13 protein-coding genes are annotated in these 15514 nt (G+C 73.1%); 10 read left to right on the top strand and 3 right to left on the bottom strand.

Annotated elements, in window-relative coordinates:
* Position 1: 1 nt before the first annotated feature.
* Both gabT and RMN56_RS06690 read right to left on the bottom strand, forming a co-directional pair.
* Entirely contained in the window at positions 2 to 1270 is a 1269-nt protein-coding gene (gabT, locus tag RMN56_RS06695; protein ID WP_313722960.1) for a 4-aminobutyrate--2-oxoglutarate transaminase, read from the bottom strand.
* A 3-nt stretch (positions 1271 to 1273) separates the two neighbouring features.
* Positions 1274 to 2710 (bottom strand): gamma-aminobutyraldehyde dehydrogenase, encoded by a 1437-nt coding sequence (locus RMN56_RS06690; protein WP_313722959.1) that lies wholly within the window; start codon positions 2708 to 2710, stop codon positions 1274 to 1276.
* A gap of 141 nt (positions 2711 to 2851) precedes the next feature.
* Between RMN56_RS06690 and RMN56_RS06685 the strand changes: the two genes are divergently transcribed.
* On the top strand, positions 2852 to 4291 hold the full coding sequence (locus tag RMN56_RS06685; RefSeq protein WP_313722958.1) for an aldehyde dehydrogenase family protein: 1440 nt from the start codon (positions 2852 to 2854) through the stop codon (positions 4289 to 4291).
* Positions 4292 to 4295: 4 nt separating this feature from the next.
* Here the strand turns inward: RMN56_RS06685 and RMN56_RS06680 are convergent, their stop codons facing one another.
* Positions 4296 to 5528 (bottom strand): SUKH-3 domain-containing protein, encoded by a 1233-nt coding sequence (locus RMN56_RS06680; protein WP_313722957.1) that lies wholly within the window; start codon positions 5526 to 5528, stop codon positions 4296 to 4298.
* A gap of 80 nt (positions 5529 to 5608) precedes the next feature.
* Here RMN56_RS06680 and RMN56_RS06675 point away from each other — a divergent pair, with 80 nt between their 5' ends.
* From RMN56_RS06675 to RMN56_RS06635, 9 genes are all read left to right on the top strand, one after another.
* Positions 5609 to 6022, top strand: coding sequence for a YbaB/EbfC family nucleoid-associated protein (locus RMN56_RS06675; protein ID WP_313722956.1), 414 nt, complete (start codon positions 5609 to 5611; stop codon positions 6020 to 6022).
* Positions 6023 to 6026: 4 nt separating this feature from the next.
* Positions 6027 to 6383 carry a hypothetical protein gene (locus RMN56_RS06670; protein WP_313722955.1) on the top strand — a complete coding sequence of 119 codons (357 nt, stop codon included), beginning with the start codon at positions 6027 to 6029 and terminating at the stop codon, positions 6381 to 6383.
* A 24-nt stretch (positions 6384 to 6407) separates the two neighbouring features.
* A complete protein-coding gene (locus RMN56_RS06665; protein WP_313724660.1) occupies positions 6408 to 10700 on the top strand; it encodes a toxin glutamine deamidase domain-containing protein in 4293 nt (1430 codons plus the stop codon).
* A 53-nt stretch (positions 10701 to 10753) separates the two neighbouring features.
* A complete protein-coding gene (locus RMN56_RS06660) occupies positions 10754 to 11140 on the top strand; it encodes a hypothetical protein (protein ID WP_313722954.1) in 387 nt (128 codons plus the stop codon).
* Positions 11141 to 11193: 53 nt separating this feature from the next.
* On the top strand, positions 11194 to 11772 hold the full coding sequence (locus RMN56_RS06655; protein WP_313722953.1) for a DinB family protein: 579 nt from the start codon (positions 11194 to 11196) through the stop codon (positions 11770 to 11772).
* Positions 11773 to 11916: 144 nt separating this feature from the next.
* On the top strand, positions 11917 to 12696 hold the full coding sequence (gene nfi, locus RMN56_RS06650) for a deoxyribonuclease V (RefSeq protein ID WP_313722952.1): 780 nt from the start codon (positions 11917 to 11919) through the stop codon (positions 12694 to 12696).
* A gap of 255 nt (positions 12697 to 12951) precedes the next feature.
* A complete protein-coding gene (locus RMN56_RS06645) occupies positions 12952 to 13929 on the top strand; it encodes a hypothetical protein (RefSeq protein WP_313722951.1) in 978 nt (325 codons plus the stop codon).
* A 178-nt stretch (positions 13930 to 14107) separates the two neighbouring features.
* Entirely contained in the window at positions 14108 to 14317 is a 210-nt protein-coding gene (locus tag RMN56_RS06640) for a Trm112 family protein (protein WP_313722950.1), read from the top strand.
* Positions 14314 to 15510: an SIS domain-containing protein gene (locus RMN56_RS06635; RefSeq protein WP_313722949.1), complete on the top strand. Its 1197-nt coding sequence runs from the start codon at positions 14314 to 14316 to the stop codon at positions 15508 to 15510. Before RMN56_RS06640 ends, RMN56_RS06635 begins: the two co-directional genes overlap by 4 nt.
* Positions 15511 to 15514: the final 4 nt, after the last annotated feature.

Here is a 15514-nt window from a genome sequence, read left to right as displayed (position 1 = left end):
GTCAGCCGAAGGCGGCGTCCAGGATGTCCAGGCCCCGGGCCAGCTCGTCGTCGGAGATGACGAGCGGGGGCAGGAAGCGCAGCACGTTGCCGTACGTGCCGCAGGTGAGGGTGAGCAGCCCGGCCGCGTGGCAGGCCGCCGAGATCGCCGCCGTGGCGGCCGGGTCCGGGGTCAACGTGCCGGGCTGGACGATCTCCACGGCGAGCATCGCGCCACGGCCACGCACCTCGGCGACGCGCGGGTCGCGGGCGGCGATGGCGCGCAGCCGGTCGACCATGACCGTGCCGATCCGCCGGGCGGCGGCGGCCAGGTCCAGCTCGTGCATCGTCTCGATGGCCGCCAGCGCGGCCGCGCAGGCGATCGGGTTGCCCCCGTACGTCCCGCCGAGGCCGCCCACGTGCACCGCGTCCATCAGCTCCGCCCGGCCCGTGACCGCGGCGAGCGGCAGCCCACCCGCGATGCCCTTGGCCAGGGTGATCAGGTCCGGCTCCACGCCCTCGTGCTGGCAGGCGAACCAGTCGCCGGTCCGGCAGAACCCCGTCTGGATCTCGTCAGCCACGAACACCACGCCGGCGGCGGTCGCCCACTCCCGCAGCGCCGGCAGGAACCCCTGGGCCGGCACCACGAAACCGCCCTCGCCCTGGATCGGCTCGATCAGCAGCGCCGCCACGTTCTCCCCGCCGACCTGCTTCTCCACCATCTCGATCGCCCGGGCCGCCGCGGTCGCCCCGTCGAGGCCGCCGTCGCGCAGCGGGTACGACATGGGCACCCGGTAGACCTCACCGGCGAACGGCCCGAACCGGTGCTTGTACGGCATGTTCTTCGCGGTCAGCGCCATGGTCAGGTTGGTCCGGCCGTGGTACGCGTGGTCGAAGACCACCACCGCCGGCCGCCCGGTGGCGTGCCGGGCGATCTTCACGGCGTTCTCCACCGCCTCGGCGCCGGAGTTGAACAGCGCCGAGCGCTTCTCGAAGTCGCCCGGGGTCAGCGCGTTGAGCTGCTCGCACACTGCCACGTACGACTCGTAGGGCGCGACCATGAAACAGGTGTGCGTGAAGCGCTCGACCTGCGCCCGGACCGCCTCGACCACCCGCGGCGCCGAGTTGCCCACGTTGGCCACCGCGATGCCGGCCGCGAAGTCGATCCACTCCCGCCCGTCGACGTCGGTGATCGTCCCGCCGCCCGCGCGGTCGACGTAGGAGGCGATCGTGCTGCCCACACCGCGGGCCACCGCCGCCCCGCGCCGCTTGTGCAGTTCCCCGCTCGACAAGGCTCAGCCCTCGATGTTGTGCATGACGTGCTTGATCCGGGTGTAGTCCTCCAGGCTGTAGACCGAGAGGTCCTTGCCGTGCCCGGAGTGCTTGAAGCCGCCGTGCGGCATCTCCGAGACGAACGGGATGTGCGTGTTCACCCAGACGCAGCCGAAGTCCAGCCGGCGCGTCATCCGCATGGCCCGGCCGTGGTCCTTCGTCCACACCGAGGCGGAGAGGCCGTAGTCCACGCCGTTGGCCCAGCGCACCGCCTCGTCCTCGTCGGAGAAGCGCTGCACGGTGATGACCGGCCCGAACACCTCGTCCTGGATGATCTCGTCGGCCTGGCGAACCCCGGAGACCACGGTCGGCGCGTAGAAGTAGCCGCGCTCGCCGAGCTGGGAGCCGCCGGTCTCGACGTTCGCGTGGTCCGGCAGCCGGTCCACGAACCCGCGTACCCGGCCGAGCTGGTTGGCGTTGTTCAGCGGGCCGTAGAGCACGTCCTCGTCGTCCGGCGCGCCGGTCTTCGTGTTGCGGGCCTGCTCGGCCAGGGCGGCCACGAAGTCGTCGTGGATGCCCGGCCCGGCCAGCACCCGGGTGGCGGCCGTGCAGTCCTGGCCGGCGTTGAAGTAGCCGCCCACCGCGATGGCCTCGGCCGCCGCCGCCACGTCCGCGTCGTCGAAGATCACCACCGGGGCCTTGCCGCCCAGCTCCAGGTGGGTCCGCTTGAGGTCCGGGGCGGCCGCCGCGGCGACCTCCATGCCGGCCCGGGTCGACCCCGTGATCGAGACGAACTGCGGGGTCGGGTGCGACACCAGCGCCCGGCCGGTGTCCCGGTCGCCGCACACCACGTTGAACACGCCCGGCGGGAGGAACTCGGACGCGATCTCGGCCAGCAGCAGCGTCGACACCGGCGTGGTGTCGGAGGGCTTCAGCACCACCGTGTTGCCCGCCGCCAGGGCCGGGGCGATCTTCCAGACCGCCATCATGAGCGGGTAGTTCCAGGGCGTCACCTGGGCGCAGACGCCGATCGGCTCCCGCCGCACGTACGAGGTGTGCCCGGCCATGTACTCGCCGGCCGAGCGCCCCTCCAGCAGACGGGCGGCGCCCGCGAAGAACCGGAACTGGTCCACCGCCGGCGGCAGCTCCTCGTCGGCGGTGAGCTGCCGCGGCTTGCCGGTGTTGCGGACCTCGGCGTCGACCAGCTCGGCCGCCCGGGACTCCACGGCGTCGGCGAGCTTCAGCAGGGCCTTCTGCCGCTCGCCCGGGGTGGCGTCCCGCCAGCCCTCGAACGCGGCGGCGGCCGCCTTCATGGCCGCGTCCACGTCCGCGGCCCCGGAGACCGGCGCCTGGGCGAAGACCTCGCCGGTGCACGGGTCGATCAGGTCGGCGTACCCGCCGTCCACCGGGTCGACGTACTCGCCGTTGACGAAGTTGCGCAGCTGCTGCTGATCGCTCATCAGGTGTCTCCGAGGGGTGGCCGGGGCGAAGGTCAGCGGAGGTTATCGCAATCTGACTGCCATCTTGGCTACTAAATCCGAGGCAGACAAGGGTTTGAGCAACTGTTTCCGCGCGGCCTCGCGTGGTCTAGGCTGCGCAGCGTGGAGCCGAGAGCCTTCTATGTCGCCGGCCGCCCCGCCCACGGCGAGGGCGAACTCACCGTCACCCACCCGTACGACGGCCGCACGGTGGGGCGTACCACCCTCGCCACGCCCGACCAGGTCGAAGCCGCCGTCGCGGCAGCCGCCGACGTGGCGGCGGCGGCCGCGGCCCTGCCCGCGCACGCCCGCGCGGCCGCTCTCGACCACGTCTCCCGGCGGCTGGCCGACCGGGCCGACGAGGTCGCCGCGCTGATCACCGCCGAGAACGGCAAGCCGGTGAAGTGGGCGAAGGCCGAGGTGGGCCGCGCGGTCTCCACCTTCCGCTGGGCGGCCGAGGAGGCCCGGCGCTTCTCCGGTGAGCTGCAACGCCTCGACACCGACCCGGCGGCCACCGGCCGGATCGCGCTGGTCCGGCGGGTGCCCCGCGGCCCCGTCCTGGGGATCGCGCCGTTCAACTTCCCGCTCAACCTCGTCGCGCACAAGGTCGCCCCGGCCATCGCCGTCGGGGCCCCCATCGTCGTCAAGCCGGCCCCCGCCACCCCGCTCTCCGCGCTGCTGCTCGGCGAGATCCTGGCCGAGACCGACCTGCCCGAGGGCATGTTCTCGGTGCTGCCGCTGCCCAACGAGCGCGCCGCCGAACTGGTCGCCGACCCCCGGCTGCCCGTCGTGTCGTTCACCGGCTCCGGGCCGGTCGGCGCGGCCATCCGCCGGGCCGCCCCCGACAAGCACGTCACCCTCGAACTCGGCGGCAACGCCGCGGCGGTGATCTGCGAGGACTGGTCGTCCGACGGGGACCTGACCTTCGCCGCGCACCGCATCGCCACCTTCTCCAACTACCAGGCCGGACAGTCCTGCATCGCCGTCCAGCGCGTGTACGTGCACGAATGGCTCTACGACGGCTTCCTGCCCCGGCTCGTCGCGGCCGTCGAGGAGTTGCGCACCGGCGACCCGACCTCCGAACTGACCGACGTGGGGCCGCTGGTGTCCGTCGAAGCCGCCGAACGCGTCGAGGCGTGGGTCGACGAGGCGGTCGCCGCCGGGGCCACCATCGAGGTCGGTGGGCGCCGGGACGGCGCCACCTACCCGCCCACCGTGCTCAGCGGTGTGCCGTCGTCGGCCAAGGTCTGCACCGAGGAGGTGTTCGGGCCGGTGCTGGTGGTCGCCCCGGTCACCGACGCCCAGGCCGCGTTCACCGCGGTCAACGACTCGGCGTACGGGCTGCAGGCCGGCGTGTTCACCCACGACCTGCAGACCGCGTTCCTCGCGGCCCGGACGCTCGAGGTCGGCGGGGTGATCGTCGGGGACGTGCCGTCCTACCGGGCCGACCAGATGCCGTACGGCGGGGTGAAGGGCTCGGGCGTGGGGCGGGAGGGGCTGCGCAGCGCCATGGACGACTACACCGAGCCGCGGGTCATGGTGCTGACCGGGGTGAAGCTCTGACGCGTCACCAGGTGCCGTCGTCGCGGACCCGGGCGGGAGCGCGACCGAGCAGCAGGGTGGTGAGGGCGGCGTCGATGTCCGGGCCGAGGAACCACTCGCCGGCCTGATCGAGCGCGAAGATCCGGCCGTGCTCGTCGACGGCGATGATGCTCTCCTGCCGCTCGCTGCCGAGCGGGAACAGCCGGACACCGAGCACCGCCCCGAAATCGGCGAGGGTGTCGGCGGTGTGGGCCATCTTGCGGGGTCGGATGTCGAACCGGGAGATCCAGACCTCTTCGCCCGGCCCTTGTCGCGCACCGACCAGGCCGGGAAAGGCGGTGATGGCTTCCAGCGCGGCCGGAAAGGGGTGATGTGCGTGCCGGCTCCCGCTGACCTCCGTGACCTTCCGAATGGAGGCGGCGGCTGACACCTCGTCGCCAAAGTGCGGCTGCCAGCCGGCGACCACGAGGGCGTTCGCCACCTCGGCCGGAAACCGGCCGGGTTCGGGGTCGTTCTGCGGGTCAGCGTGCCACTCCTCGGCGTAGGCCAGTTCGGGCCACGGGAGGACGTTGAAGTGCACCAGGAATCTGATGCAGGACTCGCAGCGGAGTTCACACGGGCCGCCGGCCGGGTCGCCCGGTTCCCGGATGCGGAAGAACTCCATCCGGGCCTTGCCGAGTAGCGATCTGGCCTCGTCCAGGCCGAGCGGGGTGCGACCGGCGGACGTCAGTGCGTGATCCTGCTCATGCAGAACGTCGGAGACGACGATCATCTCGGCGTGCCGCTCGCCGCCGCGGACCAGGTGGCCGGCGGGCAGCTCGTCCAGATAGGACGCGACCAGCGGATGGTGGTGCAGCTCGACGTCGCCCTTGGCGCCCTGCGCGACGTGCGTGCGGCCGTCGACGGTGAGGTGGGCCGCGGCGCCGGGTGTGGGCAACCGGGTGATCTCGCGGAGCAGTTGGCCGGCCGGGTCGACGGTGCGCGGCGCCCGCGGCGCGGCCGTTCGGCGCTGCCGGAACATCTGCTCGACAGCGGCGGCCGGCACGCGTGGCCAGGTCGACAGCTCGCCGGTCTCCTTGTCGATGACCGTGGCCGGCAGGTCACCGGGGAGAGCCCGGGCCTCGGGCGCCACCGTGGACGTGACCAGGTAACCCAGGTCGAACTCCTCGACGAACGGAGTGCACGGGAATCCCAGGCGCTCGGAATCCCGTCGAGCCCAGACGGCGGCGAGTTCCTCGACCTGCTGTCGTTCGATCACAGCCTGAAGTTACCGGACCCCACGGATTCCGTGGCGCCCGGTATGGTCGGCCCTACTGACGGTGACGGAAGGGGAGTGGCGTGGCCGAGAGCGCGGACCGGGATGCGAACCGCGCGCTGCGTGCGCGGTTCGACGAGGTGTATGGCCAGTACCAGCGACTTCGGTCCGGTTTGGACGAACTGCAGATCAGGCTCGCGGAGCTGAGGGTGACCGAGCGCTCCGACGACGGGCAGGTGACGGCGGTCGTGGGCGCCCGGGGCGAGCTGATCAGCGTCGAGGTCGCTCCCTCGGTGTTCCGCGACCGGGACGCCGGCGCGCTGAGCCGGAAGATCACCGACACCGTGCTGCGGGCGTCCCGCGCCGCGGTCACCGCCACCCGCGAGCTGGTCGCCGGCTACCTGCCGCCGGGCTCGCCATCGGTGGAGTTCCTGCGCACCCATGACTTCGGAGCATTGCTGGGCCGGGCCGACGCCGTCCTGTCCCGCGGCGAGTGATCGCATGTCCGACGGGGAGATCTGGCTGGATCCGGACCGGGCCCGGCGCGGCGGTGCCGACCTGGCCCTGGCCGGCGAGGCGGTCACCGCCTCCCGGCGCGAGGCGGGCGACCCGATAGCGGCGGCCAGCGCGCGCCGCCCGTGGGGTCGGGACGACATCGGCGCCGCCTTCGACAAGCACTACCAGGGCTACGCGGAGACCCTGCTGCGCGCCTGGGAGATTCTCGGCCGGTCGCTCGAAGGGCTGGGCGCCGACGTGGTGCGTTCCGTCGTCGCCACGGTCGAGACCGACCTGACCAATGCCCGCCAGATCGGCGAGGTCCCGCACCAGCAGCACAACCCGCACCGGCCCTGGCGCTGACCACCGGAGGATCCGCGCGTGAGCATGCTGCCCAGCCCGATCCCGCACCCGCTCGATTACTGCCCCTGGGACGTGCCCGGCTGGATCTACGAGGCGCTGGACTGGGTCGTCGGCGTCGAGTGGCCGGAGGGTGACGAACGGGCCGTCTGGGACCTGGCCGACCAGTGGTACGGCGTCGCCGGCGTCCTGGCCGGCCCGCGGAACGATGCCACCACCGCTGCTGGCGAGGTCCGCAGCGGATACGGCGGCAGCGGCCTGGTGGCGCAGGCGTTCGACATCGCCTGGGGCAAGGTCGCCGAGGGGGAGGACGCGCCGCTGCACGTCCTCGTCGCGGCGACCGGCGAGCTGGGCAAGCTGGTCGACTCGTGCGGCTGCGACATCGAGGGCGCCAAGCTCGAAGCCTGGATCGAGCTCGGCATCCTGGTCGTCGAGTTGCTCTCGCTCGCGGTGGCCACCGTGCTGACCATGGGCGCCGCCTCGCCGGCGGCCGGCGCCGCGATCACGGCCAGCCGCGTCGCCGTGCAGCAGATCTTCAAGCGGCTGGTGGCCCAGTTGGCCCGTAAGGCCGTCAAGGAGGGGCTGAAGGAGGCCGGCGAGCGGGCCGCCAAGGAGGTCGTCAAGAGCGGCGCCCGCGGGCTCGCCCGCCGGGCCGTGCTGGCCGGACTGGTCGAGGCGGGGCAGGAGGCCGGCACCACTCTGGCGACGCAGGCGCACCAGAACTCCACGGGCCGGCGTGCCGGCCTGGACCTGACCGACGTGGGCATGTCGGGGCTCGGTGGCTTCGCCGGCGGGGCGGCGGCACCGCTGGCCGGCCTCGGGCGGCACGCGCACGGACGGTTCGCCCGGATCGGGGAGCACTTCGGGCGGGAGATGGCCGGCGAGACCCTGGCCGAGAGCGCGGCAGGGCTCGCCACCGGTCAGGACCTGTCGCTGGAGGACATCGCCCGGGCCGCGGCCTCCGGCGCCAGCGGCTCCGCCACCGGGCAGGCCGACAGCGCGCTGCACCACCGGCTCGACGAGAAGCTGGCCGGTCTTCCCGCGCAGCCGGTGGACCTGGGGCTCCCGCCGTCCGCCGGCGTCATCCCCTCCCAGCGGATGCCGGACCCGGTCCCGCTCCCCGGGGATCCCGGCCCGGTGCCTCATCCCGGGACGGCCCATTCCGCCTCGGCAGCGAACCCTCCGTCGTCGCTCGTCGGCGACGGGCCTCCGGCGCACCTCCCGTCCGTCGACGTTGCGGCGGGCGTCGGCGCTACACCGGCTCACCGGGTGGACGTGGCGGTGACGACCGATCTTCCGACAGCGGACGCGACGACGAGCCCAGCGCGGGCCTCAGCTAGCCCGACGCTCTCGGCCGTGGCCGTCGAAGCGCCCGTTGCCCGGGCGCCCAGTTCCGACACCGCCGAGCCGACGTCCGGTCCGGTCAAGGCCTCCGGGCTGCCCGGCGTCGGCACGCCGGCCCAGACGGCGCCGATGCAGGCGGCGGCCCCGCCGACCATGGTCGGCCCGCCTGCCGCCGTGGCCCCACCCGCGCACGGGCCGATACCGGCGCCAGCGGACCAGACACCGGTGGGCACCGTGACCGGGCAGGCCGGGCCGCTGGCCGCCCCGTCGGCGCACCCGAACGCCGCACCGGCCGCTGGCCCAGGGCCGGGGGCACCGGTCAGCGTGCCCGACCCCCGGCCCGCGCCGAACCCCCGCTTCCCTCTGCTGGAGACGCTGGCACCACAGCGTCCCGCGTCCGACCCTCCGTGGACACCGCCCGGCCCCTCTGACCCGCCGCCACCGCGCCGGATGCCCTCCAAGGAACGGGCGGCGCGGCTCACCGCCGACCGGGAGGCCCTCGACAGGCGTCGCTATCACGGCTATCTCCGGTCGCAGCGGGAGTGGTACGAGGAGAGCCGCCGCCAGCAGCGGGCGGACTGGCTTCGCGAGCGCGCCGACTACCACGAGGAGCGGGCAAGCGACTGGGGAGCACAGGCCACCCAGTTCGATCGCGCCGGCCGGGACCTGGCCGCCGCCCGGTGGCATCGGGAGGCGCGCGAAGCCAGCCTCGAGGCCCTCGAACTGCGTGAGGAAGCGCAGCGTGTCCTCGCCGGATCGGTCGTGCCGGCTGAGGTGATGGTCGAGGACGACGTCGACTTCTACCGGATCAATGACGATGTGGCCGACCTCGCGCTGGGTGCCGTCGAGACGGCGGACCACTCGGCGCTCACCGGCGACGGCCATCCACCGCCCATCGACCGCTCGCGTCGGTACGGCATGCGGGGCGGCCTCCGGCCACCGCTCGCGCTGCATCAGACCGACCTGGAGCGCCAGATGCCGCGGCATCCCGACGGCAGGGTGGTGCGGACTGCCGACCCCCGCCGGGGCGGGTGGTTCCGGCTGGCGAACGATGGTGGACCGGCGGCGGACGCCACCCGGGGCATCAACTGCCTGGACTGCACGTTGTCGCTCTTCGAGACCTGGATGCACGGCCGGCCGCGGGTCTCCGCGCCGCGCACCTTCGACGGCTACCTGCTCGGGGACGTCCATCGGCCGCTGGGCGGCGAGGCGGACGGACCGCGTCGGGTCGAGGAGACCACCGGCGGTCGGTTCCAGAATCTCTGTCCCGCCGCACTGCCGGGCGTTCCCGACCACGAGACGCGTGGGGTGATCGAGGGCGGTTACCGCGACCTGCACGGGCAGCTCCTGGCGGGCGGACACGGGAGCTACGCGTTCCTCATGACCAGCTACGAGGGCGGGGGCTCACACGCCTGGGTGGCGCTGAACCAGGACGGCACCGTCCTCTACCTGGACCCGCAGACCGGCCGGATGAGCGGACGTCCGCTCTACACCCACAGTGGTGTCCGCGATCCGCACAACGTGGTGGGCGTCGACGCGCTGGTGCTCGGTCCCGACGGTCGTCCGATGCCGCTCGCGGGCCGGCCGCCGGGTGATTACAACGTCCTGCCCGACCCGGTGGAACCATCGCTGCCGCCGCGACCAGTCGAACCACCACCACCGCCCACGCCCGATGATGGCGATTCGCCGGACTTCAACCACGTCCACCTGCTCGGCGAAACCACCACCTTCCACCACCGGCCGGACGGCACCTCGTTCCCCGGCAGCGCTCCGGACACCGAGCCGGAAACGGTCCGGACGCGGAACGCGCACCGTAAGGCGCACGCCGACCGGATCGCCGCCGGGCGGTACGTGCGGGATGCGCTGGCCGCGAGCGGCAGCCTGGACGAGGTCTTCGCCGACGGGGTGACGCCGGTCGAGCTGGCGCAACACGTCGACGGGCCGACGCTGCAACGGCTGGTGCCGGAGCTGGACCCGGCGGCGGCCGGTGACCTGACGCGGCTGCTCGCCGACCCGCGCGTCCAGCAGATGCTCGACCACACGTGGGAGGCGCCACCCCGACACGAGGAACTGCTGGCCGAGACCCTGGTCCGGCAGCTCGCGCAGCGCCCCGACCTGGTCCGGATGATCCTCTCGACACCGGAACTCGCCAACTCGCTGACCGCCCGCCCGATCACCCTCCACCACCTGGCCAGCCACCAAGAGGCGATCGACGTTCTAGGCGGAGTGCTGAAAGACATCGCAGCACAAGGGCCCAGGGCGGTGATCACGCCGGAACCGCCGGATCCGCTACCCACGCCCGTCACCGAACAACAACGCCAGATTTCTGTTGCGATCGCGGCTCGTGGGCAGGCGAACGTGCAGTTGAGTTTCGACATTTCCCGGCGTGATGACGAGGCCTACCTGTTTGCCTACGTCGATCAGCTCTATGCCGACGCCGCTGTGGCGCAGCGCGAACTGAATGAGATCGCCATCGCCGTTGCCGGGGACGATGGGCAACCCGATTGGAGAACGGAGCCCAAAAGTCGGGAACGGGTGCAGGACAAGCTTGTGGAGTACGCCAACGACGCATCCCGGCTCAAGGACCTGGCTGGCGCCAAGGTGCAGTTTCACAGACTCGATGACGTCTACCGAGCCCTGGCGCAACTGGCCGACGACCCGGAGGTGGTGATTCTCCACATCAAGGACCGATTCCTCAAGCCGCAGGAGAGTGGCTATCGCGATGTGCTGTTGAACCTCCGCATGTCGAACGGCCACCTTGCGGAGCTTCGGCTGCACCTGGCTGCGCTCGACGATGTGGCGGAGTGGGAACATGCCCTGTACGAGGTTCGGCGAGATCTTGAAGTGCTGCCCGAGGCGGGCGACCGTCCATTGACAGAAGGTGAGCGAGCTATCCGGGACGGACTGTTACGGCGGGCGCAGGACATCTACTGGCAAGCATTGAGTGAAACGCTCGGGGAGGCACCACCACGATGAGTCAGGCGAGAGGTTTGGTCCTGCCCAAATTCTTCAACTACTACGATTCGCCTTTGAAGCTGGTCGAGACTCCTGAGGGCGGCGTTGCAGCGTGGCGGCTGTCCAAAGACACAGGAGGCTGGAACCGCGCGAACAACCTCATCGACAGAGTGCTTTTCGTTGGCGGCGACGAGGTCAACCAGATTTCGCGGGACGAGTTCGTGCAGCTCACAGAGCATGACCGTGGCTACTATCTCCGCGGCGAGGGAGCTGTGTTTGCTCTATACGAGACGGTGAGGGCCATTGAGGAAACCCTGGGCCGTGAGCGCCGCTACCCGACGGTGGAGGAGCAGGCCCTGATCAGGGGGATTCGGCGGCGGACGTTTGTGATGTTCGAGGAGCAGCTTCAGCAGGCCGGCGATCCCGGCGCCGACCCCACCATCGCCACCGCCACATCCTGACCCCGCCGGCAAAATGCCTTGCCGGCCGCCATGCAGGGCGAGAAGGTCCGGGCATGTCTGACGAGAGTGTCGATACCGATCGACCCACCTCCCACTTCGCCTGGTCGAACATGTTCGTCACGCCGGAGGACGACCCCCGTTCGGAAGGCGGGTTCGACGACGAGTTGAGCGTCCTGGTCAACTACCTGCGGGACCAGCGCCTCACCCTGGAACTCAAGTGCGCGGGTCTCGACGCCGAGCAGTTGGCCCGGCGGTCGGTCCCCCCGTCGCCCATGTCGCTGCTGGGGTTGGTCCGGCACATGGCGGAGGTGGAGCGGGGCTGGTTCCGCCGCACCATGGCGGGCGAGGACGCGCCGCGGATCTGGCGGCACGAGGCGGACCGGGACGCCGACTTCCACGGCGCGGTGGGTGACCCGGCCGTGGTCGAGGAGGCCTGGGCGGCCTGGCGGGAGGAGGTCGCGTACGCGGAGCGGTTCGTCGCCTCGGCCCTGAACCTGGACGTCAAGGGGCGGCACGGTGACGGGGAGATCTCGCTGCGGGAGCTGCTGGTGCACATGATCGAGGAGTACGCCCGGCACAACGGCCACGCGGATCTGCTGCGCGAGCTGATCGACGGCCGCGTGGGCCAGTGACCCGGGCAGGGTTGGCTACGGTGGGGCGATGACGGGCGCCGAGGCCTACGCCGATCGGCCTTCCCGCTGGTCCGGCCGGCCGGATCCGGGTCGGGGCGCCGGGGCGGCCGGCCGCCGCGACGCCGATCGTGGGGACGGCCGGCTGTGACGGGCGGTGGAGTGCCGTACCGCCCGCCGGCCGACGTGGCGGAGGCGCTGCGCGTACAGGAGGAGTTGCGGTCGCGGGTCGACCTGGTGGGGCCGGGGCCGACGGCGCCCGCGACGGTCGCCGGGCTGGACGTCGCCTACGCGGAGAGCGGTGACCGGCTCGCGGCGGCCGTCACGGTGCTGGACGCGGCCACGCTCGCCGTGGTGGACGAGGCGGTGAGTGTGGGTCGGCCGGCGTTCGACTACGTGCCGGGGCTGTTCGCCTTCCGTGAGCTGCCGGCGTTGCTGGCGGCCCTGGACCGGTTGACCGTCCGGCCGGACCTGTTGATCTGCGACGGGCACGGGTTGGCGCATCCGCGCCGGTTCGGGCTGGCCTGCCATCTCGGGCTGGTGACCGGGCTGCCGTCGATCGGGGTGGGGAAGACGCCGCTGATCGGGGTCTGGGACGAGCCGGCGCCGGAGCGGGGCGCCTGGACGCCGCTGCGCGACGGCGGTGAGGTGGTGGGCCGGGTGCTGCGGACCCGCGACGGGGTGAAGCCGGTGTTCGTCAGTGTCGGGCACCGGATGAGTCTGGAGAACGCGGTCGACCGGGTGCTGGCGTCGACACCCCGGTACCGGCTGCCGGAGACGACCCGCACGGCCGACCGGCTCTGCCGCATGGCCCTTACCGAAGACCGCCCGGCCGCCGCGCCGACCGACGAGGGCGATCCGGCCGCGAGCGCCTCACAACGGGCCGCCGCACCCGGCCGGCGCCGAACTCGCACGCGCCGAATGTGAATCTTGGACAGTTGTCGTTCGTGCCGAACGGTAGGTGTCCAAGATTCACGCCGCGTCGCCGGCCGTCGGCGACGGCGGCCCCGGCGGCGAACGGCCGGATTTGATCATGCGGGCGGGCCGGGTCGCGTCGAGGATGGAGCGGGTGTCGCGGGGTGTCGCGGCACACATGCGGGGTGCTCGATGGGCAGGCACCCTTCGGGGCCGGTAGTAACCTGACCGGCGGATCCCGTCCGGGGCGGAAGCGGTGAGGTGGAGATGTCGGTGAGGCGACACGCGGCGCGGTGGGCCACGGTCGGTGTGATGCTGGGCGGCCTGGTGGCCGGCGCGGCGTCCCCGGCGCTGGCCGCCGACGACCGGGTGGAGGTGCGCTCGGCGAGCCGCTTCACGGCCGGTGGCTCGGCGGGCACGGTGGCGATCGAGGTGCGCAAGCGCACCGACGGCTGCGTACTGCTCCGCACCGCGCTGGGGCTGCGGCTCGACGGCCTGCGGGCGGACCAGGTCCACGTGCAGGTGGCCAGCGGTGGCCGGTGGGTGCCGGTGCCGGTGTCCGGCGGTGGCGGCGCGGTCGCCACGGGGCAGACGTCGCCCGCCAACGCGGCCCTCTGCAAGGGCAAGGGGATCACGGTCCGCTACCGGGTGGCCTTCCTGGCCGGTGTGACCGGCGGGCGGCTGGACGTGGTCGGCGAGGCGAGCGCCGCGAACGGGCGGGTCCTCGGCCGGTCCGCCGCCGCGGCGCGCGTGGTGGGTACGGCGCCCACCGCCAGCCCGACGCCGTCCCGCAAGCCCTCGCCGACCCCCACCCCGAGCGCCGTCGCGACCACGCCGGCCGAGTCCGGCACCACCTCGGCGGTGGCCGCCGCGCTCGACCCGGCCGCCGGCGCCGAGGCCGACGACTCGTCCTCCGGAGGTTCCCCGATCATGTGGTTCGGCATCGCACTGGTGCTCGTCGGCGTCGCGCTGATCGTGCTGCTGGTCCGCCGCAACCGCGCGGAGAAGACGGACGGGCAGCCGGACGCCGGTCTCCCGCCGGTCCCGCTCCCGCGCGGCAGCACGACCTACCGTTCCGGCGCGCCCGCGGGTCAGGTGTACGGGCAGGAGCCGCCCGCCCCGGCGCCCCGCCCGTCGGGAAGCGTCTACGGCGCCCCCTCGGCCACGACCGACCGGCCGGACGGCGAACCGCCGGCCGCCGCGGGTGGTGACGCCACCACCGTGCTGCCCCGCGTGCCCCGCTGAACCGGAACCCGGCCGGCCGCCGGGGTTACGGTGACGGTGGGTGACGGCGACCCGACCGGGTCGCCGCGCACCCGGTGCCGAGATGTGACGCGGTACCCGGGCTGGTTCGCCGATAAGATCGCGTGCGCCGGACGGCACCGCCGACCGGTGAGACCGCATACGTGGAAGGAGCCGCGCCGTGGCCCTGGACCCGCAGTTGCTCGAGATCCTCGCCTGCCCGGACACGCACCACGCACCGCTCGACTACGACCCGCAGGCCCAGACGCTGACCTGCACCGAGTGCGGTCGGATCTTCGAGGTCCGGGACGACGTACCAGTGCTGCTCCTCGACGAGGCCCGCGGCGGCCCCGCGGCGGACGACACGCGCGGCGCCGGGTCGCCGCGATGATGGAGGGTACGGCCGGGGTCAGCGGGCACCGGCACGCGGACGAGTCATTGCTGGACAATCCGGACCGGCTGGCCGAGCACGATCCGGGCGGCATGCTCCGGTTCACCGCCTCCGCCGGCGCGCAGGTCCGTGAGTCGGCGGCGCTGGCCGCCGAGGCGAACCTGACCGTCCTCGCCGACGAGGGCCGCCCCCGGGCGGTGGTGATCGCGGGCATCGGCACGGCCGGGCGTACCGGCGACCTGCTGGCCACGGTGGCCGGGCCGCGCTGCCCGGTGCCGGTGATCCCGCACCGCAGCGCCGGCGTGCCCGGCTGGGTGGGCGCGGCGGACGTGGTCATCGCGGTGAGCGCCTCCGGCCGCAGCCCCGAGGCGCTGGGCGCCGCCGAGGCCGCCCACCGGCGGGGCGCCCGCCTGGTCGCCGTCGGCGCGCCGGACTCGCAGCTCCAGTCGGTGGCCGAGCGGGCCCGCGCGCCGTTCATCCCGGTGCCCCGGCGTGCCCCGGCCCGGGCCAGCCTCTGGGCGCTCACCGTGCCGGTCCTGCTCGCCGCCCGTACGCTCGGGCTCGTGAAGGTCAACGAGGCGGACCTGGCCGAGACCGCGGCCCGGCTGGACGCCGACGCCGACCGGTGCCGGCCCACCGCCGAGTCCTTCGTCAACCCGGCGAAGTCGCTGGCCCTGGGCCTGTCCGGGTCGATCCCGATCGTCTGGGGCTCGTCGCCGCTGGCGACCGTGGCGGCCCGCCGGTTCGGTGACACGCTCTCCGCCAACGCCCGCTACCCGGTGGTCACCGGGGCGTTGGGCGAGGCGGGCCGGGGCCGGGTCGGCCTGCTCGACGGCGTCTTCGGCGGCCTGGTGGAGGGGGAGCGGGACATCTTCGCCGACCCCGACGAGACCGACGGCGACGCCACCCGGCTGCGGCTGGTGCTGCTGCGCGACGGGGGCCTCAACGCCGAGGACGACACCGACGAGCCGTTGGCCGTGGAGGAGCGCCGGGCGGACGCGGTGCAGACCCTCGCCGAGCGGCGCGGGGTGCGCTGCGACGTGGTCACCGCGGAGGGCGGGTCCGCGCTGGAGCGGCTCGCCTCGCTGATGGCGGTCCCGGACTTCGCCTCGGTCTACCTCGCCCTGGCACACGGACTGGACCCGATGGCCGTGCCGGCCATCACCGAGATGAAGGAGCTGGCGAACCAGTGAGCAC

The sequence above is a fragment of the Micromonospora halotolerans genome (genome assembly GCF_032108445.1).
GTDB lineage: Bacteria > Actinomycetota > Actinomycetes > Mycobacteriales > Micromonosporaceae > Micromonospora > Micromonospora halotolerans.
This window is presented reverse-complemented; position numbering and strand designations above follow the sequence as displayed.